The organism is Emticicia fluvialis (assembly GCF_024793945.1).
In the GTDB taxonomy this organism is placed as follows: domain Bacteria; phylum Bacteroidota; class Bacteroidia; order Cytophagales; family Spirosomataceae; genus Emticicia; species Emticicia fluvialis.
Genome location: NZ_JANUSD010000012.1, coordinates 134,881 through 159,464, shown reverse-complemented (window position 1 = coordinate 159,464; position 24,584 = coordinate 134,881). Strand labels below are relative to the sequence as shown.

The 24,584-nt window shown below is 41.0% G+C and carries 20 protein-coding genes and 1 riboswitch; of the genes, 10 read left to right on the top strand and 10 right to left on the bottom strand.

Annotated features, from left to right (window positions below):
* The first annotated feature begins 281 nt into the window (after positions 1 to 281).
* Positions 282 to 734: a C40 family peptidase gene (locus NZ848_RS15110; RefSeq protein ID WP_253533965.1), complete on the top strand. Its 453-nt coding sequence runs from the start codon at positions 282 to 284 to the stop codon at positions 732 to 734.
* Between the two features lie 261 nt (positions 735 to 995).
* Positions 996 to 1,111, top strand: a riboswitch (SAM-I-IV-variant riboswitch).
* A 62-nt stretch (positions 1,112 to 1,173) separates the two neighbouring features.
* On the top strand, positions 1,174 to 2,466 hold the full coding sequence (gene metK / locus NZ848_RS15105) for a methionine adenosyltransferase (protein WP_253533968.1): 1,293 nt from the start codon (positions 1,174 to 1,176) through the stop codon (positions 2,464 to 2,466).
* 267 nt (positions 2,467 to 2,733) lie between these two features.
* Here the strand turns inward: metK and NZ848_RS15100 are convergent, their stop codons facing one another.
* From NZ848_RS15100 to NZ848_RS15090, 3 genes are all read right to left on the bottom strand, one after another.
* Positions 2,734 to 4,410: a hypothetical protein gene (locus NZ848_RS15100; protein WP_259016207.1), complete on the bottom strand. Its 1,677-nt coding sequence runs from the start codon at positions 4,408 to 4,410 to the stop codon at positions 2,734 to 2,736.
* Between the two features lie 73 nt (positions 4,411 to 4,483).
* Positions 4,484 to 6,361: a membrane protein insertase YidC gene (gene yidC / locus NZ848_RS15095; protein ID WP_253533970.1), complete on the bottom strand. Its 1,878-nt coding sequence runs from the start codon at positions 6,359 to 6,361 to the stop codon at positions 4,484 to 4,486.
* Between the two features lie 125 nt (positions 6,362 to 6,486).
* Complete coding sequence (locus NZ848_RS15090; RefSeq protein WP_101725331.1) at positions 6,487 to 8,136, bottom strand: CTP synthase; 1,650 nt, start codon at positions 8,134 to 8,136, stop codon at positions 6,487 to 6,489.
* A gap of 375 nt (positions 8,137 to 8,511) precedes the next feature.
* On the opposite strand from NZ848_RS15090, the gene NZ848_RS15085 reads away from it, so the two are divergent.
* From NZ848_RS15085 to porQ, 5 genes are all read left to right on the top strand, one after another.
* Entirely contained in the window at positions 8,512 to 10,044 is a 1,533-nt protein-coding gene (locus NZ848_RS15085; RefSeq protein ID WP_259016205.1) for a bifunctional metallophosphatase/5'-nucleotidase, read from the top strand.
* A gap of 79 nt (positions 10,045 to 10,123) precedes the next feature.
* The gene (locus tag NZ848_RS15080) at positions 10,124 to 10,645 is read left to right on the top strand and encodes a hypothetical protein (protein ID WP_259016203.1); all 522 of its coding nucleotides are present in this window, start codon (positions 10,124 to 10,126) and stop codon (positions 10,643 to 10,645) included.
* 2 nt (positions 10,646 to 10,647) lie between these two features.
* The gene (locus NZ848_RS15075) at positions 10,648 to 11,388 is read left to right on the top strand and encodes an LVIVD repeat-containing protein (RefSeq protein ID WP_259016201.1); all 741 of its coding nucleotides are present in this window, start codon (positions 10,648 to 10,650) and stop codon (positions 11,386 to 11,388) included.
* Entirely contained in the window at positions 11,385 to 12,089 is a 705-nt protein-coding gene (locus tag NZ848_RS15070; RefSeq protein ID WP_259016199.1) for a hypothetical protein, read from the top strand. Before NZ848_RS15075 ends, NZ848_RS15070 begins: the two co-directional genes overlap by 4 nt.
* Positions 12,028 to 13,107: a type IX secretion system protein PorQ gene (porQ, locus tag NZ848_RS15065; protein ID WP_259016197.1), complete on the top strand. Its 1,080-nt coding sequence runs from the start codon at positions 12,028 to 12,030 to the stop codon at positions 13,105 to 13,107. The genes NZ848_RS15070 and porQ overlap by 62 nt, the downstream gene beginning before the upstream one ends.
* Before the next feature lie 7 nt (positions 13,108 to 13,114).
* On the opposite strand, the gene NZ848_RS15060 is transcribed toward porQ, so the two are convergent.
* From NZ848_RS15060 to NZ848_RS15050, 3 genes are read right to left on the bottom strand one after another with little or no spacing between them, the layout of a single operon-like run.
* Entirely contained in the window at positions 13,115 to 15,019 is a 1,905-nt protein-coding gene (locus tag NZ848_RS15060) for a hypothetical protein (RefSeq protein ID WP_259016196.1), read from the bottom strand.
* Positions 15,020 to 15,056: 37 nt separating this feature from the next.
* Complete coding sequence (locus tag NZ848_RS15055; protein ID WP_101725324.1) at positions 15,057 to 15,959, bottom strand: DUF58 domain-containing protein; 903 nt, start codon at positions 15,957 to 15,959, stop codon at positions 15,057 to 15,059.
* A gap of 57 nt (positions 15,960 to 16,016) precedes the next feature.
* Positions 16,017 to 16,580, bottom strand: a complete 564-nt coding sequence (locus NZ848_RS15050; protein ID WP_253533978.1) for a septal ring lytic transglycosylase RlpA family protein — start codon at positions 16,578 to 16,580, stop codon at positions 16,017 to 16,019.
* Between the two features lie 231 nt (positions 16,581 to 16,811).
* Between NZ848_RS15050 and NZ848_RS15045 the strand changes: the two genes are divergently transcribed.
* Both NZ848_RS15045 and ychF read left to right on the top strand, forming a co-directional pair.
* The gene (locus NZ848_RS15045; protein WP_101725322.1) at positions 16,812 to 17,162 is read left to right on the top strand and encodes a DUF3276 family protein; all 351 of its coding nucleotides are present in this window, start codon (positions 16,812 to 16,814) and stop codon (positions 17,160 to 17,162) included.
* A gap of 267 nt (positions 17,163 to 17,429) precedes the next feature.
* Positions 17,430 to 18,533 (top strand): redox-regulated ATPase YchF, encoded by a 1,104-nt coding sequence (gene ychF, locus NZ848_RS15040; RefSeq protein ID WP_259016192.1) that lies wholly within the window; start codon positions 17,430 to 17,432, stop codon positions 18,531 to 18,533.
* Positions 18,534 to 18,645: 112 nt separating this feature from the next.
* Here ychF and mog read toward each other — a convergent pair whose 3' ends face one another.
* The 4 genes from mog to NZ848_RS15020 form a co-directional block, all read right to left on the bottom strand.
* Entirely contained in the window at positions 18,646 to 19,170 is a 525-nt protein-coding gene (gene mog, locus NZ848_RS15035; RefSeq protein ID WP_259016190.1) for a molybdopterin adenylyltransferase, read from the bottom strand.
* A 121-nt stretch (positions 19,171 to 19,291) separates the two neighbouring features.
* A complete protein-coding gene (locus NZ848_RS15030) occupies positions 19,292 to 20,791 on the bottom strand; it encodes an MFS transporter (RefSeq protein WP_259016188.1) in 1,500 nt (499 codons plus the stop codon).
* A 25-nt stretch (positions 20,792 to 20,816) separates the two neighbouring features.
* Positions 20,817 to 21,662 (bottom strand): glucose 1-dehydrogenase, encoded by an 846-nt coding sequence (locus NZ848_RS15025; RefSeq protein WP_259016187.1) that lies wholly within the window; start codon positions 21,660 to 21,662, stop codon positions 20,817 to 20,819.
* Between the two features lie 45 nt (positions 21,663 to 21,707).
* Positions 21,708 to 23,186 carry an alpha-amylase gene (locus NZ848_RS15020; protein WP_259016186.1) on the bottom strand — a complete coding sequence of 493 codons (1,479 nt, stop codon included), beginning with the start codon at positions 23,184 to 23,186 and terminating at the stop codon, positions 21,708 to 21,710.
* 385 nt (positions 23,187 to 23,571) lie between these two features.
* On the opposite strand from NZ848_RS15020, the gene NZ848_RS15015 reads away from it, so the two are divergent.
* Positions 23,572 to 24,540: a YihY/virulence factor BrkB family protein gene (locus tag NZ848_RS15015; protein ID WP_259016185.1), complete on the top strand. Its 969-nt coding sequence runs from the start codon at positions 23,572 to 23,574 to the stop codon at positions 24,538 to 24,540.
* Positions 24,541 to 24,584: the final 44 nt, after the last annotated feature.

Genomic DNA, 24,584 nt, shown 5'->3' with positions numbered 1-24,584 from the left:
TTTAACTTTTTTTAATGTATAATTTTCCACAAACGTTTTTTTTAAGTGGCAGGCGTTCTATATTTGGCTTTACGTTTATCTGGCACCATTAAATAAATGCTGGTTTAAAGCCGCCGAGTTATTTGCAAAGCATATTACTGCTATTGGCTTTCTTAATAGCAGACTTCTATAATGCCTGGTGATTATTGTTGAACCCAATCAATATTATGCTGAAAAAAATCATATTGAGTTTGTCTTTTTTTGTTGCTGTATGTACTTGTAATGCACAAGAGGCCCCTTTAATGGCTGAAGCACATCAGCCTGAATCTACAGATTCTGAATGCCTTAGTTTAACTGATGAGATTCAGGTATTTGCCAGGCAACTATTAGGAACCCGATACAGATATGGCGGTAAAGCTACTCATGGATTTGATTGCTCAGGACTTGTAAATTATGTTTTTGGTTATTTTGGCATTCAGGTTGCCCATGCAAGCCGCGATTTATACAGGCTGGGCAATAAAATGAGCATTGAAGAGGCGAAGCCTGGCGATTTGATTTTTTTCCGGACCAGTTCCAGAAGGAAGGGGGTGTCTCATGTAGGCATCGTGCTTGAGCCTGACGAACATGGCCTGAGATTCATTCATTCAGCTACCAGTAAGGGCGTTATTATAAGTTATTTGAAAGAAAAATATTATAATCTGAGGTTTGTTGGCATACGCAGGGTTATAGATAATGGCAAAGTGGGTAATTCATGATTTTTGCCAAATAATTGTTTAAGAAATTATTAAATTTCAAAATAAAGAGATGCTTTTTATTAGAAGTATCTCTTTGCTTTTTATAGGCTGCGGTTATCGGTAAATTATAAGTAAAGGTAAAATATCGGCAATTGGGCGGTATTAATAGATAATTTGTCCAACCAAAAAAGTATTTAAAGATAATTTCGATAAACAAACTAAGTATTATAGATATATTTGCAGATTAATTTTTGCATTTGTTTCACTAATTAGCTTATTTTGCGTAAGTATCAAGAAATTCCCTTATGCGGAAACCCAACCGAGTAGAAACACTACGGTGGTAAAAAGATGCGGGCAGTAGAACTTTCGTTTTCTATTTGTCAAAAACAGTTTCTTTTTCTTTCTGCACAGAGTTTTTGCATACTCTTTTTGAAAAATCATTTAACAAATAACAAGATTTATGGCGTACCTATTTACTTCCGAGTCTGTTTCGGAAGGACACCCCGACAAAGTTGCTGACCAAATTTCTGATGCCCTTATTGATAATTTCCTGGCGTTTGACCCTTCTTCTAAAGTAGCGTGTGAAACGCTGGTTACCACCGGCCAGGTAGTTTTGGCGGGGGAGGTAAAAACCAAAACCTATCTTGACGTGCAAACCATTGCGCGCAATGTGATTGCAAAAATTGGTTATACCAAGTCTGAGTATATGTTTGAGGCTAACTCTTGCGGTATCCTGTCGGCTATTCATGACCAGTCTGACGATATAAACCGTGGGGTTGACCGCTCGGCGGATGAAAGAAATTTTGAAGAAAAAGCCGATGCTCAAGGTGCCGGAGACCAGGGTATGATGTTTGGCTATGCCACCCGCGAAACCGACAATTATATGCCGCTGGCATTAGACCTGGCACACAAAATTTTGCAGGAGCTGTCGGAGATTCGCCGCGAAAACAAGCGCATCAAGTATCTGCGCCCTGATGCGAAGTCGCAGGTTACGATTGAATATGCCGATAACAATAAGCCTATCAGAATAGACACTATCGTTGTGTCAACACAACATGACGATTTTGCCGCTGACGAAGCGATGCTGGCCACAATAAGGAAAGATATTATCAGTTACGTAATACCGCGCGTAAAGGCAAAATTGAAGCCTTCTTTACGTAAATTATTTAACGACCAGATTACTTACCATATTAACCCGACGGGTAAGTTTGTAATCGGCGGGCCGCATGGCGACACCGGTCTGACAGGCCGTAAGATTATTGTAGATACCTATGGCGGCAAAGGTGCACATGGTGGTGGGGCATTCTCAGGCAAAGACCCGTCTAAAGTTGACCGTTCGGCTGCTTATGCAACGCGCCATATTGCCAAAAACCTGGTGGCAGCCGGCGTTTGTGACGAAGTGCTGGTGCAGGTATCTTATGCCATTGGGGTTGCTAAGCCTTGTGGTGTTTATGTAGATACCTACGGCACAGCTAAAGTTAAAGGCGCCAACGGCAAAAAGTTATCAGATGGTGAAATAGCCAGAATAGTTGAGAAAGTATTTGATATGCGCCCTTTTGCCATTGAGCAACGTCTGAAATTACGAAACCCAATATACTCTGAAACCGCTGCTTATGGCCACATGGGTCGCGAGTCTAAGTGGGTAACAAAAGTTTTTAAAGGACCAGAAGGCGAAAAACAAGTTGAGGTTGAGTTATTTACCTGGGAAAAACTTGATTATATAGATAAAGTAAAAGAAGCATTCGGTATCTGATAATGATTGAATATACAGTGGTAAGGAGAAAGTAGAACTTTCTCCTTATTTTTTTGAATAAGCTATCTGTACTGAAATTACTATTTAAATAGAATATATTAACAGAAATGTTTAAACGAAATAAATAAAATATATGATATAGTTAGTTTATATTGAAGTTTCAATAATAATTGAATGTTTAATTTAAAAAGTTAAAAACTAAAAAGCCAATAGCTGCTTTTGTATAAAGCAATCCTATTGGCTTTTTAATAAATATGATAGGTGTTATCAGCGTGCTACTTCTACAAACTTGCCGTCTTCATATTTAACGATTGGAACAATCTTGTTTTCATGCGAGCGATTGGTGTAATCAAAACCATCGAGCGTGTAGCCTTGGGTATAATCTATGGCGTCCAGATTAGCTCTGAAACGGCTTTTACCCATTCTTAGCATTCTACCATAAAACAGCACCATATCGTAACCCCAATAAGCGTAGTATGAAGGTGAAATGTTCTGTGCATTAATAAACGCACTTCTGAAATTTTTGACTTCCTCTTTGTCGCGGTTTATATAATCTAACTGAATAAGAAATAACTCGCGGTTGAAAATACTTAGAGAAGATGATTCAAAATCAAATGCAGAAGATGCCGCTACTACCGGCGCCGAAACTTTCTTTTTATCTAATGCACTGATTATTTTCGGGCCCAAAGTAGGGTCACTGCATGACACAAAGATGTGATCAGCCTTTCTTTTGGTATCAATGTCGTCAATAGTGTTGAATCTTCTGATTGTAACAACGCTTAAACCTTTGGCAACGGCTTTGTCGCGGTATATATAAGCGAATGTAGAGTCTTTGCGGGTGTTACCATAATAGATGCTGACAGAGCGCGCTGATTTCTCGTTTACAACGTATTCAAGCGCTTTCTGCGACTGGGTTTCATAAGACGGAGACGCCAGAAATGCAGACTTATCATCGCTGACCAGCTGTAGATTATTTGAAAGCGGATGCACCTGAACTGCATCATTCGACTTCGCAAACGTGTTTACTATTTTGTTTACTTCCGGATATAGTGGCCCTATAATAACATCAACCTTACCAAAACCTCTGTTTGCTACCAACTGATTCATTTGCTTGGCATCTTTCTCAATGTCAAAAGCAAATAAGTTCAGGTTGATTTGTTCAGAGGCTAGTTTTTCCTGAGCCAGTTTCATACCTGCATACAAATCATACACATACTGATTTGCCCTTGTTGCTTTGCTGGCATCAAATTCAAACAACCGGAAAGGCAGCATCACAGCCACGTTAATGGCATCAGAATCATCATTCTGCCTGGGTTTTTTCGGCGAATTACTGCCAGCGTTTCTCTGGCTAAACTGATTGGTAAGCCTGTCTGACAGTTCCAGGTCATCTCGGCTTGCATTTTTACTTCTCTGAATAGCATCGATAATCAGTTGTGCCAGCACCGGGTTATCCGGCGACTTTTGATACAACTGCTTTAACTGGCTTAAATCTTTTATCTTGCTCAGAAACGCATACTCCATGTTCTCGATAGAGGCTTTCCAAGACTTTGAACTAACACGGTTTAAAGCCTGCAGGGCTTCTTCAGGTTTGTTTTCGGCAAAAGCAACATTGCCATAAAGATAGTAGGCGTCGTCTATTTCGCTCCAGCCCGGAAAACGCTCCAGAAGCTGTCTCAACATAATACGTGCATCATAATACTTGTTCAGCTTATAAGAAGAAGAAGCAAAATAATAATGTGCGTAAGGAGAAACCGCGTTATTGTATTTTTTACTGGTCAGAGGGGCAAGTAAATCTCTTGCTTCGTTAAATTTCTGGTCGGCATATAGTTGCACAGCTTTTTTATATCTCAACAAATAATCTTTCTCATTCAGATTGGCCTGTTGTTGAGCTATGGCAGAATATGATAGGAATAAAAAAATGAAGAAATTTTTTGTCCTTCTCATAGGCATTGTAATGGAGTTTATATGAAAGCGAGCGCAAAACCCTGTAAAGATGTTTTGCGCCCAGCTTTAATTTTTATTTTTTACCCTGTTGTTTCTTTTTCAGCTCTTCCTGCTGTTTACGGGTTTCTTCGGCCATTTTTACCTGTTTTTCCATAAACTGGGCAAACTTGCCTTTCTTGGCACCTTGTGGGTTGGTCTGATACTTTATTTTATTATTCATCAGTATCTCCCGTATTTTATCTTCATCAACGAATCTGCGCACAATTTGTTGCTGCGCAATGGTAATAACGTTTGAAACAAGATAATAAAAACTTAGCGCTGCCGGAAAACTGTTCAGTACAAAGAAGAAAACAATCGGGAAAACATAGCTTAACTTCTTCATGTCAATTGGGCCCGGCTGGTCTGGGGTTATCTGGTTGTTGTAGTAAGTAAAAGCCAGACTGGAAACCGTCATTAGCACTACAAACAAACTGATGTGATTACCAACAACAGGCAGGTTAGTCGCCCAGCTAATCGGGTAGTCGTAAGTTGAAAGGTCAGATGCCCAAAGGAAATTTTTCTGACGGAACATAATCATATTCGGGAACAGGAAAAACACCGACATCAGAATAGGCATCTGCAAAAGCATAGGCACACAACCACTCAGCGGATTGACACCAACCTGCTGGTATAGCTTCATTTGCTCTTGTTGCATTTTTACCTGGTCGTCACCTACTTTCGCGCGAATTTCGTTCAGTTCAGGTGCAAGAATTCTCATTTTTGCCGAACTCACATAAGAACGATAAATAAGAGGGGTTAATACCAGCTTAATGGTTAATACAACCACAATGATTAGCAAACCATAGTTACTTATCAGACTTTCTGCCAGATTAAACAGCGGAACAAAAATGTAACGGTTAATGGGCTTCACGAAGTCGTATCCTAGATAAACGTTTCTATGAAAACCAGTGGCTACTGTTTTTACCAGATTATAATCGTTCGGGCCAAAATAGAAACGGTAATTACCTTTGCCGGTCTTTAAATCTGACATTGGTATGTTAGCCTCAACTTCGGCTGTTTTTACAATATCAAGACTGGTTTCTGGTGTGGTTAATTTGAATTTCGGTGTTGCCAGCGGCTGATTCTTAGCTACAAAACCTGTAATAAAGTATTTTTGTTTGAACGAAAACCACTGAATAGGGTCTACAATATTTAGTTCGTCGCTTTCAACTTTGTTTGAACCCAGGTCGTCAAAGTCATCAGCTTTGGCATCCCAGTAGTTAATCTGGGCTGCTTTACGGTTTTCTGTGATGTCATGCTCAAGCACTTTCAGGTTGTCCTGCCAGTAAAAACGAACCGGCTGATTTTGAACAACGGCGTCAAGGCCTGTCAGATTAACGTCGTAGTCAACCGTATAGCCTGTACCTTTAATGGTATAAACCTGCTCAATAAATTGGTTTTCGGCCAATGCCAGTTTGAAAACTACTTTAGTTGAGTCTCCTGATTTGATAACTGCCGATTGATTGTCTGAAGCATAGTAAAGCTTTTTTAAATCAATTTTACCTTTATTGGTTTGTACTTCCATGCTCATAGTTGAGCTTTTGGAGTCAATCAGGGTCAAAGGTTTTTTATTGCCACTTTTAAAGTCGTCATAAGCCGAATACTTTTTAAGAACTACTTCTTTTACATTACCACCCAGGGTGCTGAATGTAAACCGGGCATCTTCGTTTTCAACAACTATGTCGCGGCTGGTTCCGGTGGCGGCAGAAGCAAAGTCTCCGAAAGCGGCCTTCAATGCAGTTGTATCGGTGGTTTGCTGAGTATTCTTGGGTACAACCTTTGTAGCTTCTGCCGGAACCGCAGGTTTAGGTTCCTGAGGTGGAGGAGAAGGCATAAAATACGTATAGCCTGCCCACATGGCCAGCAACAACACAATACCAATTATCTGGTTTTTGTCTATTAATTTTTCCATTAAAAATTTAAAATTCGTAAAAAATGCAATCGCAACTTTCATATTGACGCACAAAAGTCGCAAAGAATCGTAATAAATCCTAATGATTAGGCACTCACTAAGGCGCTGGCGTTCAAAGAATTAATTTAGTTGAGCACCTGTTTTTTCTTCAAAGAATAATCAATTGCCGCTTTTACAAAATTAACAAAAAGCGGGTGCGGATTCATAACCGTACTTTTCAGCTCCGGGTGAAATTGCACACCAATAAAGTAAGGGTGGTTTGGCAATTCTACTATTTCAACCAGGCCGCTGTCCGGGTTAATGCCCGATATCACCATGCCTGCTGCTTCATAGTCTTTCTGGTATTTGCTGTTAAACTCCCAGCGATGGCGATGACGCTCGCTGATATTAGCCTTGCCGTAAATTTTACGTGCCAGTGTTTTTTCTTTCAATTTACAGGCATAAGCCCCCAAACGCATGGTACCACCTTTGTCGGTTACATTTTTTTGTGCCTCCATCAGATCAATAACAGGAAAAAGCGTTTCAGGTGCCATTTCGGTTGAATGCGCCTCTTTCATGCCTATTACGTTTCTGGCAAATTCAATACAGGCCATTTGCATACCCAGGCAGATTCCGAAGAATGGTATGTTGTTTTCTCTTACATATCTTACGGCCTCAATTTTACCTTCAATACCACGTTCGCCAAAGCCCGGGGCAACCAACACGCCATCAAGCCCGGCAAATTTCTGAGCAATGTTGTCTGTTGTCAGGCTTTCAGAGTGTATCCATTCTACCACTACCTTGCATTCATTGGCCGCGCCAGCATGTATAAACGACTCCGCTATTGACTTGTAAGCATCCTTTAATTCAACATATTTACCAATCAGGCCAATGGTTACCTGCTCAATCGGATTCTTGAAACGGCTCAGGAATTTCTTCCACGCATCCATATCGGCATCCTGATCGTTATAGATGTCGAGCATATACAATACGCGCTGGTCAAGTTTTTCTTTCTGCATCAACAAGGGCACATCATAAATCGTTTCAGCATCCATTGCCTCAATAACAGAATTCTGCTCAACGTTACAGAAAAGCGCAATTTTTCTTCTGATATCCTGCGGTAGCGGGTGTTCGGTTCTGCATACAATAATATCAGGCTGCACGCCAGACTCCTGCAGTTGTTTAACCGAGTGCTGGGTTGGTTTGGTTTTAAGCTCACCAGCCGACTGCAGATAGGGCACCAGTGTAAGATGAATTACAAGCAGGTTGTCTTCTCCTAAATCCCATTTCAACTGGCGAACAGCCTCTACATAGGGTAAAGATTCGATATCACCCACACAGCCACCCAGCTCGGTAATAATAATGTCAAAATTGCCGGTTTCGCCTAGTTGCAGAATGTTTCTTTTGATTTCGTCTGTAATGTGTGGAATCACCTGTACGGTTTTACCCAGATAATTACCTTTCCGCTCTTTCATAATTACATTATAATAGATGCGGCCGGTAGTTACGTTGTTAGCCTGAGAAGTAGGCACATTCAGGTAACGCTCATAGTGGCCCAGGTCAAGGTCTGTTTCGGCGCCATCGTCTGTAACATAGCATTCGCCATGCTCATACGGATTCAGCGTGCCGGGGTCGACATTGATATACGGATCAAATTTCTGGATGGTTACTGATAAGCCTCTGGCTTGTAGTAGTTTGGCTAAGGAAGAGGCAATAATGCCTTTACCGAGTGATGAAGTTACACCGCCAGTAACGAAAATATACTTCGGATTTCGGGGTTGCCCGTTCATTGACATGTGGTCTAAATATCTTTGATTACGGGATACAAAGGTACGCTTTTTTGCTGAACTCTTTTGGTTAAAATTTGATAAGTTTTAGTTTTTTATTTTATCTGTTTGATTGTCAGTAGCTTAGAAGAATCCCCGATTGCCAATGTGTTTTTAGACAAATGATTTGTTTTGCTGCTTCATACAATTTTTTTTGGTTATTTAACAGGCTCTGCTTAAACTTTTCTGATGGATTTAAACCGGTTGGTATTTATAAAACGGAATCTGGAAAAAGTTGTGCTTTTTATATACATTTGCTAAGCTGATTTGATACACTTTCATGTATGCAATGGCATTTAAAACAATTGTCTGAACCTTTTTGATTGACTGACTAAAACTACTACCATGAAAAGAATTATCCTTTTTCTGAGCATAGCGCTCATTATGTTTTCATGCCATACATCGCGTTTATCTGGTTCCAGACAGGGCGAAGTGGCTGTTACTTTTCTCCATCTGAACGATGTATATGAGATTTCGCCGCTTGACAATGGCAGAATAGGCGGCTTAGCCCGTGTAGCTACTTTACGGCAGGAACTGCTAAAAGAGAACCCGAATACGATTACTGTTCTTTCCGGCGATTTCCTGAGCCCTTCTGTTACCGGTACGCTCAGATACGAAGGTAAAGGTATTAAAGGCAGACAAATGGTAGATGTTATGAATGCCGTTGGGTTTGACTGGGTATGCTTTGGTAACCATGAGTTTGACCTGGACCAGAAAGATTTACAGGAACGCATTAATGAGTCTGGGTTTGAGTGGCTCAATACCAATGCCCTGGAGCAAATTAATGGCAAACTTGAGCCTTTTGGTAAAGTAGTAAAAGGGGTAAAGGTGCCTTTTGCCAAAACCAGAATTTTTAGTTTTAAAAATGCAAAAGGTGATGAGGTAAAAATGGGGATGTTTGGTATTGTGTTGCCCTCAAACCCGAAAGAGTATGTTTATTACGATGATTTCTTCGAGGCGGCAAAGAAAGCGTATGAGGAGCTGAAGCCCCAATGCGATTTTGTGGTTGGCCTTACGCACATTAATAAAGTAGATGATATCAGGCTGGCTGGTATGTTGGCCGATGTAAAACTGATTATGGGTGGCCATGACCATGACAACATGATTGAAAAAATAGGAAACGTGATTATGGCTAAGGCCGATGCTAACGCCAAGACCGCATACATACACCGGATTGTCTTTAATAAAGCCACAGGAAAAGCCTCAGTTAAATCTGAATTAAGAAAAATTGATAATCAGATTCCTGATGAACCCACCACAGCTGCAGTTGTGAAAAAATGGGAAGACATTGCCGATGCCAGCTTTAAAGCCATTGGAATTAATAAAAATGAAGTAATTGCTGATTTGAAAGAACCGCTTGATGGTCATGAGTCTACTGTCCGTAATCAACAGGCGCCTATGGGCAATATGATAGCCAGAGCCATGACAGCCGCCACACCTGGAACAACCGATTGTGCGTTTTTTAATGGTGGGTCTATCAGAATAGACGATGTGGTGTCTGGCAGAATAACCCAGCTGGATGTACTCAGAATTTTGCCTTTTGGGGGTAAAGTAATAGAAATAAAGATGAGAGGGCGTTTGCTGGAACAGATTTTAGAAACGGGTCTGAAAAACAAAGGCAGTGGCGGGTATCTGCAATGGGACAGAATTAACTACGATGCCTCTAAAAACGATTGGCGCATCAACGGGAAACCCCTGGATGTGAATCAGGAATATACAGTGGTAACAAACGATTTCCTGATTACGGGCAAAGAGAGAAACCTTGATTTTTTTGTAAGAACCAACCCCGATATTATTTCAGTGAATGATACATTTCCTGAAAACGATGTTCGAAATGATATCAGAAAAGCAGTAATTGCTTATCTGAAAAAAAACTGAATAACTTTTACAACCTTTCCTAAGCTGTGGCTGTCATGGCCTTAAAGGCTCATGAAACCATCCTGAAAACCAGATTTTTATGAAAAAACTATACCTGCTGTTTGTCATGGCTCTGGCAAGCGGCTGTGTTCCACACCTGGATGATGAAAACACAAATAAAAAAGTAATGGGTTATAAACCTGTTTACATTGATTATGCATCAGCCAGAAAAATTGAAGTCCAAAAGGCCAGAAGTTTGTCTCATCCAGGCAAAATTTACATAAAAGGTAATTATCTGTACGTGGGCGAAGCCGGTGAGGGTATCCATATCTTTGACAACACAGACAAGGCCAGTCCAAAACCTGTGGCGTTTATTTCTATACCTGTCAATAAAGATATTTCTATTAAGGGCAATATACTTTATGCAGATAATGCAGACGATTTGGTAACCATAGATATTTCAGATTTGCAGAAAATTAAAGTCTTGAAACGCATTGAAAAAGCTTTTCCTTTTCCTTCTTTTCCGAACGAAACAGGTTGGTTTGAGTGTGTGAATCCTAACAAGGGCTATGTAAAAGGCTGGGAATACGTAGAATTATCGAACCCTAAATGCCGCCGGTAACCATGAATAAAATTATTTGCCTTTTTATGCTTACGGCATTTATGTATGCCTGTAAGGGTGATTCAATGTCAACAGGCCCCGAAACAGTTGGCAAAGGCGGGTCAACAGCCCGTTTTACCATTGCAAAAGACTATTTATATACGGTTGATAATCAATCTCTAAGGGTATTTGGTCTCACAAACCCTGCCGACCCTGTTTTTATCCGGAAAATCAACCTTTATACAGTGGTAGAAACCATTTTTCCGCTGGGCGAGTACCTGTTTATAGGTACCCAGACAGGTATGGTTATTTTCAGCATTCAGGACCCGCAAAACCCTTTGAAGGTGTCTGTTTATGCCCATATTGCGGCCTGTGACCCTGTTGTAGTGGAAGGCGATTATGCTTTTGTAACGCTGCGTAGCGGAACCAACTGCAACCGTGGGGTAAATATGCTTGATGTGATAGACATAAAAAAAATGAACAGCCCCCAACTGATTAGCAGTTATCCGATGCAAAGCCCGCATGGCCTTGGTGTAGACGGCAACCTTCTTTTTGTAACCGAAGGCGAAAACGGACTTAAAGTATTTGATAAGTCAAACCCCAAAGAATTGAAGTTAATTAAGCATTTCCAGGAGTTTTCAGCGTATGACGTAATACCCGACAACAACGTGCTTATAGTAACCGGAAGACAGGGGATTTATCAATATAGCTATACCGACCAGCAAGAACTGAAACTGCTAAGTGTAATCAGAACAGAATCATGAAACAATTTATACTCATTTTGCTCGCGAATATGTTTTTTCTGAATCTGTCTTTGGCACAGGATTCACTTCAAAAGAAACATTTAATTGTAAAGTTTGCTCCACTGGCTATGTTTGATGTCGACAACACCTTTCAAATGGCCGCCGAACACAATTTGAGTGGCAAACGCTGGACACTTTCTGAAGAATTTGGTTATGGCACAGGTAAAGCTAATTTATGGGGCAACAGCTTTAATAGCTCTAAAAGCGATTTTCGCGAGAATTTTAGAGCCAAAATTGAAGCAAGAAAATATAAAGAGGCATTTACCGGAAGGTACGCCGCCTACGAACTTTTTTATAAGCAGATAAATGACCGTTACAGTAAAAACGTTGCAAGAGAATGCGAAAACGGCGCTTGTAATTATTACGAAACCGTCAGTTATCCGGTAAATAAATTTGTGGTGGGTTTAACGGCCAAAATAGGTTATCAGTTAAGAATACGTGATGAATTCAAAAAAAACACCAAATTTGTATTTGATTTTTATGTGGGCGCCGGAATAAGAAGAATCATCATCAATCATCATGACAATAGTGGGCCGGGTGAAGACTACTGGAATTATGGAAGAAAAAGCTTGTTTGATAACTCAGGGCTTGGCTACAAAGATGCACGGTTCAATATCCCGCATCTGGCGCTGGGTTTCAAGCTGGGGTATATTATTTTCTAACCCGTTTGTTATTATTTTGTTTTTATGTGCAAGCTGTTTTTGTGCTGAATTAAACGCACAAAACAGCTTTTCTTTTTTAACCCTGCCCAATAATGCACGTCTAAATGCCATGGGGGGTGTAAATGTATCGCTTTCAGATAAAGACCTGAATCTGCATGTGGCCAACCCGGCCTTGCTGGATACGGCGCAGGGTGGGCAAATTGGGTTTAATTATTCTCCGTATCTGGCGCAGAGTAATTTTTTCAGCTTAAATTATGCCCCCCGCTCTAAGAATAACCTCAAAAACAGCCAGTGGGGTATAAGCCTGCAAAATCTGAATTATGGTTCATTTCAGGGAATGGATGCCATTGGTAATCTGACTGATGTGTTTTCAGCCAATGATTTTTCTTTAGGCGTAACTCATGCCCGGCGTATTAGCCATATTTCTTTTGGGGTATCGGCAAAGCTGGTCGGGTCGGTGCTTGAATCTTATAATTCAATGGCTGTACTGACCGACTGGGGTGGTACCTTTAAACACCCTGAATATGACTTGAATATCGGAATTGTGGCCAAAAATGTTGGTTTTGTTGTGAAGAGCTATGGAAGTATCCGTCCCGATATACCTTTCGATTTACAGTTGGGTGCCTCTTTTAAACCAGCGCACATGCCCGTCAGGTTTTCGTTAACTGCCCATCATTTATATGTTTTTGACATTGCCTATAACGACCCCTCATTCAATTATATTTACGATAACCAGGGTAATAAAGTTTCAGAAAAAATATCGGTGGCCGATCAAATGCTAAGGCACCTGGTTGTAGCTACTGAAATTCTTGTTCACAAAAACTTCAGGCTAATGGCAAGTTACAATCATCTGCGTCATAAAGAACTGGCGGTAAACAACCTTGGTAGCGCCGGAGGGCTTTCTTTTGGGGGAAACATCCGCCTCAATAAATTTGGCTTTTCATTTTCGCGCGCTGTGCTTACCAACGGCAAAGGATACTTTACGTTTAGTTTAATTTATGACTCGCTCGCTAAATAAATTCCTGTTATAGGGTTTCTCCGCGTCCGTTTACTCTTTGTAGTTTTCCTTTTATTGGGTTTGTGTATTCAAGGTAAATATCCTGGGCATTATACTTACCTGCGGGTAAAACCACCACCTCGTTTAATACCGCTTTTGAAGCGATAGTTTTGGTAATTGACGTACTATTTTTAGTGTTTTTAATGGTTATTTTAAAGCTTTCGCCAATTTCCAGCTTAGATTCAACCGCTGTCAGTTTCAGTATGTTTCCCTGCAGGCGGCCCACAGCCGGAAACTGCCCTGTAATAATCTGTTCGGGGTGGGCAAATGCCAGCACTTTGTCGGTTTTTTGCCAAAGGCCATAAACACGGTTTTCGGCTTGCATCTGGTACATTTTAGCAGCCCATTGCCGGTAATTTCCCAAATGCCCCTCTTTTTTGGGTTGTCCGGCGCCGTCTCCAAAGTATTCCTGTGCAAAAGGTTTGCCCTCTGGTGCAGAAACGTGCAGGCCGGGTATAAAACTGCCGTTAATCCAGGCTCCTTTTTGGGTAAGACCAATATTTCCACCTGTAACGTTCGACCATATTAATAGGTTATTAAGCAGTGTATATACTAAAGCCGCATGCCATTCTGAAGTAATGCGGTCAATGGGACGGTAGATATTCGTAAACGGATTTGACTCCAGGTCATGTCTCAGAATACCAATGGTTTGGTATGGGTTATTAATAGCATGGATACTCTGAAAATCATCGCCCAGGCCGCAGTCTTTGGCAAGCATTTGAAGCCGGAAGAAAATTTCTGAATAATAGCCCCCAAACTGATTAACTGCATGGTAAAGCTCCGGCTTAAGCCTGTATTCGCCAAATTTGTGCCCTTCATCAATAGAAATTTCATTCCTGCTGCCCGCAGCCGAAAACCGGATAATTTCCCCGCGTTGCGATTCTTCAAAAAAATCGTTCCTTAGAACTCTGTCATCATTAGAATCAACAATAAACCGGCCCTGGGCATCTTTCTGATACATAGGAGTGGTAATGGGCAGGTTCACTTTCGGATAACTGACCATAATGTTATACATCAGGTCTTTACCGCGGAAATAGTTATTGATAATGCCATTGCCTGCCTTGGCCTTAGCCTCATTGTAGCTGTGCTTGGAGTAAGGGAAAAATTTCTTGTCTTGCGGCACTTGGTCTCCATCATAATAATAGCCGCTTTGCCAGTAGGTAAAGCCCTTGTTGGGTGCAAAACTATACAAGATAACCACGTGTTTGGGGTTATCTGATTTGGCGGCATTGTAATAGCCTTTCAGAAAAGAACTGATTTTCGAGAAGTCAGTTACACCGGCTTCAATATCAAGCATGGTGTATGAAAACGGAACCATTCTGCCTTCAGAGTCAATAGATTGATGTTTAATGGCATTATAGTTTTCAGCACCCAGTTTCTCCAACTCTGTGTGGTTATTCTGCCAGAACAGAAAATCATTGAATAACGCCCATTTATATCGGTGTTCAGCCGGAACCCCCTTCGATGTATTCAGAAAGCAGTTGTCGAATCCGGTTGCCAGGCCTTTTTGAAGAGCTATGGGCGGCGTATTGCCACTATGATTCAGAAATTCAACACCGTTGCCCCAGAGAAACCGGCAGTTAAATTGAGGTGTCGGCTGGCCGTTGGTATCCGGAAAAACCTCAAAATCTAGTCGATTTTTACCCGCTATGTCATTTGTGCCGCTTATAAGCGAAGGTAGCGAGCGGGTTTCAAATAGAGTAAAGGTGCCGTCAGGAACAATTTCTTCCGGCATAGGAGGCACCGAAACGTCAGCCAGTTCGGTTTTGCTTAATGTAGATTGAATGGGGTCTCCACCGAAAACCTTTTTGTAAATTAAATACGCTGCACCTAACACAGAAGTACCTACAAAGAAACGCCGGCCCGTATTCATGATATTTAAAAGTTAATGGATAGAATCAATGAAAGAATTACTTCATTTTACCTCTTTTAACCAGAAAAGCAGAAAGAATCTGGTCGAAGCCCTGAGCGATATCAGCCTCAATAAAATCTATTTTATATTGGCCACATTTCAGGCGCAGGTCGTGGTAAAATTCTTTAATGGCAGCCTGATACTGTGTTTTAACCTGCGACGGTTGTATTTTTACCTTCTCACCCGTTTCAAGATCTATAAACTCGTAAGGTCTTTCTTCAAAATTGAAGTCTTCTTCAGTATTCTTGTCGGTTACATGAAACAGCAGCACCTCGTGCAGATTGTGGCGTAAATGCTGCATGGCCGAGAATAGGCGCTCGGTATTGGCAATGTCGTCAAACATATCACTGAAAATAACTACCAGCGAGCGCTTATGGATTTTTTCTGCAATTTCGTGCAGGGTATCAACTACCGATGTCTTTTTGTTCGGTTTGGGTTTCAGGAGAAGCGAGTCAAGGTCAAGAAATAGCTTGTGTATGTGCGAGGCCGTTGATTTTATGGGTGTCTGCAACTCGATTTCGTCAGAGAAAGTAGTTAAACTTACCGCATCACGTTGTTTCTGAAGCATATAAGCAATAGCGCCGGCTGCCATAATACTGAAATTGATTTTACCATTGGTTTTTTCAGGATAATACATCGATGACGACGTATCAATCAGCAGGTGGCACCTCAGGTTGGTTTCTTCTTCATAACGTTTTACATACAGGCGGTCGGTTTTGCCAAATACTTTCCAGTCAATATAGCGGGTGCTTTCGCCAGTATTATAGAGGCGGTGTTCAGCAAACTCTACTGAAAACCCATGAAACGGAGATTTATGCAAACCCGTAATGAATCCTTCAACCAGCTGCTTGGCCAGAAACTCAATGCTACCGTATTCGCGTATCTTTACTAAGTCAATCATAATTTCATCCTCATTCAATCAATTATATTGTAAATTTTCTCTGCGGGCAATTACCGTCTATTTATGGCCAGTTTTGCTTCTTCTCATGGCTCTTTTCTTATTGGCCGCTCTTGAAGGCTTGCTTAATATAGTTTTGTGCCTGGGTTTCATGGGCACTTTTACTTTGCCATCATGCGGCTCATTGACCATCAAGTCGGCAGAGCTTTTAATCATTGAGCCTGCGCTGGCAATGTACACTTTGTTGTTTTGGCCTACTATGGTTATTTTAACATTAACTACTCCGTGGTGCAACATGTTTAGCCTTCTGGCTGCGGCATGTGTCAGGTCCAGTACTCTTTTTTTTATAAATGGCCCTCTGTCATTAACCCTTACAATACACGAATTATTGTTTGTGAGGTTGGTTACTTCAAGCATAGTACCAAACGGAAGTGTCTGATGTGCACAGGTAAGCATATTTTTTTTAAGAATTTCGCCGTTTGCAGTTTTTTTGCCGTAAAACACATTTTCATAGAAAGATGCTTTACCGAACATTTCGGTACCCAGATAAGACGCCTGGCCTTGTAACAATGTAGAATTAAGCAGAACGAGTAAACACAGAAAGGTTACTGTTTTATGGGTCATTCAGGGTTGAAATTTGATTTTGTACTGCATATATACAAAAATTTCGGCAAGGCTGAAAACAATCAAAAATTTTGTAATGAAATCATAATTAAAATATTTATGTTGAGAATTGCTGATTTGAATTAAAATTAACATTATTTTTGTTTGAAAATCCTAATAAAATATTTTGCATAAAATAATAAAAACCTATATTTGAAAATCATTCTAAACCTCTAAAACTTAACAAGGATTGTGGAAAGAGAAGACAGAGACAAAATTTACTCCAAACGTGTAAGAGCGGGTAAGCGTACTTATTTTTTTGATGTAAGAAGTACCCGTTCAAGTGACTATTACCTGACTATTACCGAGAGTCGTCGTTTTCAGAAAGATGGCGGTTTTGTATTTGAAAAGAGCAAGATGTTTGTTTACAAAGAAGATTTTAACAAATTCCTTGAAGCTTTGCAAGATACAATTGATCACATTAAAACTGAACTGATGCCTGATTTTGACTTCGATCAGTACAAAAACGAGCAGGTTACTGCAGCCGGCGAAGAGACAGACGACTATGCTGCGGGTGGTGGCTCTGACTTGAAATGGGAGTAGTTCCTGACAAATTATCAATTATCAATTTTTGCTGCTGATTCGGTTTTATTTCACTAAACCGGAATCTGTAATTCTCTCTTTTTTTTTTGATAATTGCTTTTTGAGTATGGGAGTTAAAGACATTCAGCCTTTGGGAGTCTCTCAAAGGCTTTGCTATTATAGGCCTGTGTCAAATTATCCTTCCCTTTTGCATTTACTTTTGCCATTCTGATGCTTTTAAAGTAATTTTGCGCAAAATTTATTCAGACAAAAGTTTAACAAAATTATATGCCTTTACAAGCCGGAATTGTGGGTCTGCCCAATGTTGGGAAATCAACACTTTTTAATGCCGTTTCTAATAGTGCCAAAGCACAGGCAAGCAATTATCGTTTCTGTACCATAGACCCTAACGTGGGTTTGGTTGATGTACCAGACAGCCGTTTAACCAAACTGGCCGAACTCGTAAAACCTAACCGGATAGTGCCTACCCAGATTGAAATTGTAGACATTGCCGGGCTTGTTAAAGGTGCCAGCCGTGGTGAAGGCCTTGGTAACAAGTTTTTGGGAAACATCAGAGAGGTTGATGCCATTATACATGTAATCAGATGTTTTGAAGATGATAACATTCTTCGTGATGAGGGAGACATAAACCCCATAGGCGACAAGGAAATTATAGATACCGAGCTTCAACTGAAAGACCTTGATAGTATTGAGAAGAAAATACAGAAGATTGAAAAGCAGGCCAGAGTAGGTGGAGACGCCAAAGCAAAAGCCGAGTTTGATGTATTAAAGCGGTGCCAGGAATGGCTTTTGCAAGGTAAGAATGTACGCGGACTAGGCCTTGCCAAAGAAGATTTACCAGCTATTGCCGATTTGTTTTTGCTTACCATTAAGCCTGTTTTGTATGTGGCCAATGTTGACGAAGCATCTATGCACACCGGCAATAAGTTTTCTGAGATACTTCAGAAGGTAGCAGATGCCGAAAACGCCCAGATGATTGTGCTGAACAACTCTATTGAAGCGCAGATTACAGAAATGGAAGATCCTGACGATAAAGCCATGTTTCTGGACGAATATGGTCTGAAAGAACCTGGTTTGAACAGGCTGATAAGGTCTGCTTACAAATTACTTACTTTGCGTACTTATTTTACTGCAGGTGTACAGGAGGTAAGAGCCTGGACGATTCAGGAAGGCTGGAAAGCCCCGCAGGCGGCTAGTGTAATACATACCGACTTTGAGAAAGGGTTTATTAAAGCGGAGGTAATTGCTTATGATGATTATGTAAAATATGGCTCTGAGGCTGCCTGCCGTGAGGCCGGGCGCCTACGTATAGAGGGCAAAGAATATGTTGTAGCCGATGGCGACATTATGCACTTCAGATTTAATGTATAGTTGATTCGTAAGCAGGTTCCGGAATACCAGAACGCCGGAACCTGCTTTGGTTATGTATCTTTATCAGATAATTACCCTGCTTTTCTTCCTAATTATTACTCCGTTGACTGGTTTAACTCTTCGGACGGAATTCCTTCATTACATCCTGATTACAAACCAGAAAAGGGCCTTCTATCAGGTCTATGCAGTAGGGCACAGCCGGAAAAACAGCGTCGAGACATTGACGAATGGCTCTTGGCTTTCCGGGCAGGTTAATAATCAGGCTTTTGTTGCGTATGCCGGCGGTTTGTCTTGATAATATTGCCGTAGGTACGTATTTCAGGCTTTCCATGCGCATCAGCTCTCCAAAACCCGGCATCATTTTTTGGCATACAGCTTCGGTTGCTTCAGGTGTTACGTCGCGCCTGGCGGGGCCGGTTCCTCCGGTGGTTACTATCAGGCAGCATTCATGCACATCTGCCATTTCAATCAGAGTTTCTGAAATCAGGGCTTGTTCGTCTGGTATTACCTTATAAACCGTTTCAAACTCAGACACCAGATATTCTTTTAGTGTTTCAACTACCGCTTTACCCGGAATATCCTCATAAATACCTGCACTGGCTCTATCCGAAACATTAATCACTCCTATTTTTATCATACCGTTCAGCTAAGTTTTTAATGGCCTAAATTAATATATAAACCAGCATATCTCGAAAGATAAGGCAAAATTAAGCCAAATGAATTTGCTTTGCCTGTTATTCAGTCTTCAAAACTTAAGGCTATGTTGGCTTGGATGCTCCGTCTTGTATAGGTTCGGTTTTTTTCTTTCTTATAACAGCCATCAGGTGGTTATGCCAGTTAAGCATATTGCCTACTACAAAATAATCTTTCAGGTTGTTTCTGATGCTGCTTCTCATAATTTTAACTACCAGGTTTTTTTCTACTTCGCCAACTTCTTTTACTCTTACAAGAAACTCTAAGGATAGCAGCGCCAGCACAGCGCCAATGATAAAAAGGAAGTTCCATTGGTGAAGCGACAAAATTCTGAAAACTTTGTCGAGGCTGGGGCTTGTCCATTCTATTCTGATATTCAAGTGTCGGTTGGCAAAGTAGTCGGCCAGAAAACCACCTATAAGCGGACCCATAAAAGAAAAAACAGCGGTAACCGAATTTTTAACCGATAGATAGGCAATGGCTTCTTTGCGCGGTGCCAGCTTAAGCCCAATGTTGGTTAACGAAAGGTTAATGCCCGCCGTTGCAGCGCCCATAAAGGCGTAAATTCCCACCAGCAAAGCAAAGTTTGAGGCAAATTCGGTATAAATGCCAACAAAAGACCATGCACCAATGCATATAATGTAAATTGGTGCACAAATAGATAAAATGGTTTTATTACTATATCGGTCGGCAAACACACCCCAGCTTCGTATAGTGGCAATGCTGCAAAGCTGGCTTATAATGGTAAGTGTAATAATATATGAAATGCTGTATTTCATGTGGTTCATAAGAAATACAGTAAAAAAGGGTGTGGCAATACTAAGCGAAAATACCCAGAACGAATTAAAAATGAGCAGCCTCAGGAAGTTGTTGTCTTTAAGCGGCAGAATAAAAAGCCTGAATACGTTTTCATTACCAAGAAAAGACTTAGGTTCAGGAATGCGCGATAACATTAAAACCCCTGCCAGGCCAATAATACCACCTGCAACAAACATAATACCGTAGGCGTCTAATTCAAATGCCGGGAAGTTATCTTTTACATAATCAATTGCCAGTGCTGTAATCAGGCTCAGGCATACATTCAGCGTTTGCAGATATCCGCTTCGTCTTGAAAAATATGTACCCATTACTTTCTCCGGTATCAGGTCTTTCATCCACGCATTCCAGGTCAGTCCGGCCATAGATGCAAAAAAGAAATTGAAGAAAAGAAAGAGTATAATAAACTCAATAGAGATGTCGTGCGGAAAAAACAAGGCTATTATACCAATCACCAATATAGGGATACGCCCCAAAACAGAAAACAAAACGCTGATGCCGCGCCTGTTATTAAAGCGTTTTACGAGCCAGATGGTAATTAACTGCGATATATTAGAGAATGCAGGCAATGCAGCAATGAACCCTATCTGCAGGTTGGTAGCACCCAGAAGCAGGCTAAGGGCAGTAAGAAAGGCGCCACTGGTAAGCACGGTCATGGTTTCAGTGGCCAGCCCTTCTCTGATACTCAGTTTCATGCCGCATTCTATTTCTTTTTCTGTAAGTGTGTCTTGTGGTTGTAAATTGAACATGATAATCTGCTTGTTTCATTAAAATTTAGCCATTAACAATTTCTCCGCCATTTACATGAATAACCTGGCCGGTAATATAGCTGGCATCTTCTGAAGCAAGAAAAACATAAGCAGGGGCTACTTCAGCAGGCTGGCCTGCTCTTTGCATTGGAGTGTCTTTACCGAATGTCTCTAATGATTCGTCCGGAAAAGTAGAAGTAATAAGTGGTGTCCAGATTGGGCCGGGAGCAACGGCATTCACTCTGATTTTTCTGGCGTTCAGAATACCCGAGAGAGACCGTGTAAACGAAACTATGGCTCCCTTGGTGGCCGAATAGTCAAGTAGGAATGGGTTGCCTTTATAAGCAGTTACCGACGTGGTATTAATTATTGAGCTTCCTTCTTTCAGATGGGGTAGAGCTGCCTGAACCAGAAATAACTGTGAGAAAATATTGGTGCGGAAAGTCTGAACCAGTTGTGGCTCTTTGATATTCTCGATTTCTGTCTGCGGATACTGAACAGCCGCATTATTGACCAGAATGTCTACGGTACCCCAGGTTTTAATTACTTTGTCTATGATTTTTCTACAGTTTTTCTCAATACTGATATCAGCACTTACAATAATGGCTTCACTTCCTTTTTCTTTTACCAGCTTGCGGGTTTCTTTAGCGTCTTCTATGTCTTTTCGGTAAACAATGGCAACTTTTGCTCCTTCACGGGCAAAAGCCACACAAATGGCTCGACCAATGCCGCTGTCTCCACCTGTTACAATGGCAACTTTACCTGCCAGTTTCTGGGGTTGTCTGTCATATTCTCTTTCAAAAACAGGCTTGTGTTTCATTTCTGCCTCGCCTGAGGCATTTGAGTCGATTTTTTTCTTTGAAGATTTCATAGTAAATGTGTGAATTTTATTTGTTTTAATTATCCATCAGCAAACTTAATCGTTGGCAATCCAGACAGCTGCGCTTCCGGCACCAACGCCAAACTCCCCGTTTCCTGCTTCATCAATATAAACTGCCTGCGCATCGTCTCTCAGCAAATCAATAAATCTTTTGCCTGCATACTGCATACCCACATGCATAGTTTTTACGGCCTCTCCGGCGTTTGACAATAAAACCACGCAACCACTTTGGCCATTAGCCCCTTCTCTTGTCCAACCCACGCAATGGGCGTCGTCAAAATAATCATGTTGTGGTCCGTAAGCATATTTTTGTCTTGCATATAATAATTTTTCCAAGGCCGTAATTTTGGGCATTACTGCCTGTTTTTCTTCGCCTTCATGGTTTACATGGGTATAGCAGGTGCCATACAGATCGCAGTAAAAAACACAGGGATGCCCTTCCTGTCTTAGCAATATCAAGCTGTAGGCTAATGGTTTAAACCATGCATCAACCGGAGATTCAAGGCTTTGAAACGGCTGGGTATCATGGTTTTCAACAAAGGTTATTGACAGGTCTGGTTGCCTGCTAACCAGAGAATTGCCAAATATATGGCGCATATCATAGTTACTGCCTTCTATTGAGGCGGTATGAAAATTATAATGCAGCGGAGCATCAAATAACTGAATAGCCGCACCGGTTGCCTCAATGTATTTCTCTAGTACATCAACCGTACCCGACGTCCAGAATTCACCAATTACAATTAAATCCGGCTTTACTTGGGTTTTCATGTAGCTGAGCCATTCATTATAAAAATGGGGGCTTATGTGTTTCAGGGCGTCAAGCCTTAATCCATCAAACCTTACCGTTTCAAAATACCATTTACCCCAGCGTTTCAATTCATCCAGTACAGCCGGGTTTCTCGATTCAATATCAGAGAACATCAGGTAATCAAAATTTCCTTTTTCTTCGCCCACCACTTCTTCCCAGGTATCGCCATACTCATTTATTATTTTGTAAATGCCTCTTTCACCACTTTCTGTATCATGGTCAATGCCAGTAAAGCAGTGGTAGTCCCACACGAAGTCGGAGTATTTTTTGTTTCTGCCCGGAAATAAAAACTTAGTATCTGCTTCAATTTCTACAGGCTCTTCAATAAAAACATTCCTGTTTTCAGGGTCTACCTTTCTGGCCATAATTTTTTCTTTTTCATCTGCGCCTCCCATATGATTAAGCACAACATCAACCAAAACCCTTATTTTGTGCTTTTGTAGGTTTTCAATTGCGGCAATATATTCTTCTCTGGTGCCGTATTTGGTGCGTATGGTTCCCTTTTGGTCAAACTCGCCCAAATCGTAGATGTCATAAACGTCGTAGCCTTCGGAAGAAGACCCACTTACGCCCTTAAAGGCAGGGGGGAGCCAAATAGTATCAATACCTAATTCTTTAAATGTTTCTACCTCAGTACCAACTTTGTTCCACAGCGAACCATCATTCGGGTAATACCATTCAAAAAACTGCATCATTACCTGATTCATAAGTACATTTCTTTTTTGATTTTGATGTTGTTATGCAATGGCATTTGAGCGGCCAGCCATGTGCTAAGCCAGATATTAACCTACCTGCATGCCACCAATACAGGTTTAAAAATCTATGCAAGGCTAAATACCTGTTGTGGGCATTAGGGTATTTTATCTGCCATTGGTCTGGTTTTTCTTCTACAAGGTAATTTTACTTCATTTTTTTAGCTCCAACACATCTTTTGGTTTTCAGGATATGTAGATGTTTTTACGTTTGGGTATGAAGAGAGTCAGGAAGGTGCGCAACTAATTCCACAAAACAGACTTGGTTTGAAATTTTTGTATTGGGCTACCTGAAACATCAATACTCTGAGTACGAGTATCGGTATGCCAAAAATTTAATATGAGTAATACTAAAGCAAGTCCAAAAAATTTGTGGCTCATTACCAGAAAATCGTTTGAAGCCTGGAACGCCGCCGACCCATTCAGGCAGAGTGCCATTATTGCTTATTATGCTATTTTTTCCATACCCTCATTGCTGGTAATAGTTGTGGCCGTGGCAGGGCTTGTATTTGGGAAAGAGGCTGTACAGGGCGAAATCTCAAACCAGGCGAGTGCAGCAATGGGCGCCGACACAGCCCGCCAGCTGGAAGAAATCATTGCAAAAGCCGGAGAAAGAAAAAGCTCCATAGTGGCTACTATTATTGGAGTTATTTCGCTGATACTTGGCGCGCTGGGAGTATTTCTTCAATTGCAGACATCGTTGAACCAGATATGGGAAGTTAAAATAAAGCCGCAGTTAAAGGGGAAAGAAAAATGGCTGAAACTGGCCAAAGACAGACTTTTTTCATTTGGTCTCATCATTTCAATTGGTTTTTTGCTTCTGGTGTCTCTGGTTCTTACTACGGCACTTGCCGCTTTCAGCGCCTGGATAAAGTCTCATCTTCCAGATTTTACTTTGTTTCTGTTACAATTCATCAATTTTTTTATATCGTTTGCTATCATCACCGTGCTTTTTGCACTTATGTTTAAAATTCTGCCAGATGCCCGGATTAAATGGAAAGATGTCTGGATTGGCGCCATGGTTACTGCTTTGCTTTTTTTATTGGGTAAGTTAGGTCTTGGGTTTTATTTCGGTAAGGCAGAGCCGGGCTCAACCTACGGTGCGGCTGGCTCTATCATTCTGGTTATGTTGTGGGTTTCTTATTCATGCATGATTGTGTTTTTTGGTGCAGAATTTACCAAGCAATATGCCACGCATTTCGGCAGGGGAATTGAACCGAATAAAGACGCCATATTAATTGAATTAACGGAAGAAGAGGAATTGCTGATTGAGAAAAGTATAAAAACCCAGAGAATAAACGTGAAATAAAACTGTGTACTGAACCTATAAGAAGAATAGGTAACAGGAGTAAA

Bases quoted from the DNA above. Each gene is read 5' to 3' on its own strand.
- NZ848_RS15090 (WP_101725331.1), bottom strand. From the start codon at position 8,136: ATGTCAATGAACGGGCAACCCCGAAATCCGAAGTATATTTTCGTTACT.
- porQ (WP_259016197.1), top strand. From the start codon at position 12,028: ATGCACGGTTCAATATCCCGCATCTGGCGCTGGGTTTCAAGCTGGGGT.
- metK (WP_253533968.1), top strand. From the start codon at position 1,174: ATGGCGTACCTATTTACTTCCGAGTCTGTTTCGGAAGGACACCCCGAC.
- NZ848_RS15060 (WP_259016196.1), bottom strand. From the start codon at position 15,019: ATGAATACGGGCCGGCGTTTCTTTGTAGGTACTTCTGTGTTAGGTGCA.
- NZ848_RS15020 (WP_259016186.1), bottom strand. From the start codon at position 23,186: ATGAATCAGGTAATGATGCAGTTTTTTGAATGGTATTACCCGAATGAT.
- ychF (WP_259016192.1), top strand. From the start codon at position 17,430: ATGCCTTTACAAGCCGGAATTGTGGGTCTGCCCAATGTTGGGAAATCA.
- NZ848_RS15030 (WP_259016188.1), bottom strand. From the start codon at position 20,791: ATGTTCAATTTACAACCACAAGACACACTTACAGAAAAAGAAATAGAA.
- NZ848_RS15080 (WP_259016203.1), top strand. From the start codon at position 10,124: ATGAAAAAACTATACCTGCTGTTTGTCATGGCTCTGGCAAGCGGCTGT.
- NZ848_RS15085 (WP_259016205.1), top strand. From the start codon at position 8,512: ATGAAAAGAATTATCCTTTTTCTGAGCATAGCGCTCATTATGTTTTCA.
- NZ848_RS15025 (WP_259016187.1), bottom strand. From the start codon at position 21,662: ATGAAATCTTCAAAGAAAAAAATCGACTCAAATGCCTCAGGCGAGGCA.
- yidC (WP_253533970.1), bottom strand. From the start codon at position 6,361: ATGGAAAAATTAATAGACAAAAACCAGATAATTGGTATTGTGTTGTTG.
- NZ848_RS15015 (WP_259016185.1), top strand. From the start codon at position 23,572: ATGAGTAATACTAAAGCAAGTCCAAAAAATTTGTGGCTCATTACCAGA.
- NZ848_RS15100 (WP_259016207.1), bottom strand. From the start codon at position 4,410: ATGAGAAGGACAAAAAATTTCTTCATTTTTTTATTCCTATCATATTCT.
- NZ848_RS15110 (WP_253533965.1), top strand. From the start codon at position 282: ATGGCTGAAGCACATCAGCCTGAATCTACAGATTCTGAATGCCTTAGT.
- mog (WP_259016190.1), bottom strand. From the start codon at position 19,170: ATGATAAAAATAGGAGTGATTAATGTTTCGGATAGAGCCAGTGCAGGT.
- NZ848_RS15075 (WP_259016201.1), top strand. From the start codon at position 10,648: ATGAATAAAATTATTTGCCTTTTTATGCTTACGGCATTTATGTATGCC.
- NZ848_RS15050 (WP_253533978.1), bottom strand. From the start codon at position 16,580: ATGACCCATAAAACAGTAACCTTTCTGTGTTTACTCGTTCTGCTTAAT.
- NZ848_RS15055 (WP_101725324.1), bottom strand. From the start codon at position 15,959: ATGATTGACTTAGTAAAGATACGCGAATACGGTAGCATTGAGTTTCTG.
- NZ848_RS15070 (WP_259016199.1), top strand. From the start codon at position 11,385: ATGAAACAATTTATACTCATTTTGCTCGCGAATATGTTTTTTCTGAAT.